Annotated in this window: 1 protein-coding gene; it reads right to left on the reverse strand. The window is 61.0% G+C overall.

From position 1 onward, the window contains the following. Positions 1-49: 49 nt before the first annotated feature. The coding region (locus MKD49_RS26010) for a hypothetical protein (protein WP_252697741.1) at positions 50-267 on the reverse strand (218 nt) is incomplete at its 5' end.

The following is a 267-nucleotide window of genomic DNA, read 5'->3' on the forward strand; positions in this document are numbered from 1 at the left end:
CCGCCAACGGGTGCGTTCCTGCCACGCCCCGTTCTCAAACCCACTGGGATCACCAGAAGGGTAGGTCAGCGCTGCCGAAACTCGGTGCATTGTCGACAGGCGCTGCGGACGTGCCGGTTGCTAGCAGTTGGAACCTCAGTGGCGGGGAATCCTGCCATGACTGGACGACGGTGTCGCCGAACATCTGGTCGGCCATCCAGTTGGTTTCGGAGTCTGGATTGTCCTGACCAACCCCGCAACCTTCCCGAGAAAGGGCGAATTCGTATG

The sequence above is a fragment of the Herbaspirillum sp. WGmk3 genome (assembly GCF_023952535.1).
Taxonomy (GTDB): domain Bacteria; phylum Pseudomonadota; class Gammaproteobacteria; order Burkholderiales; family Burkholderiaceae_D; genus Herbaspirillum; species Herbaspirillum huttiense.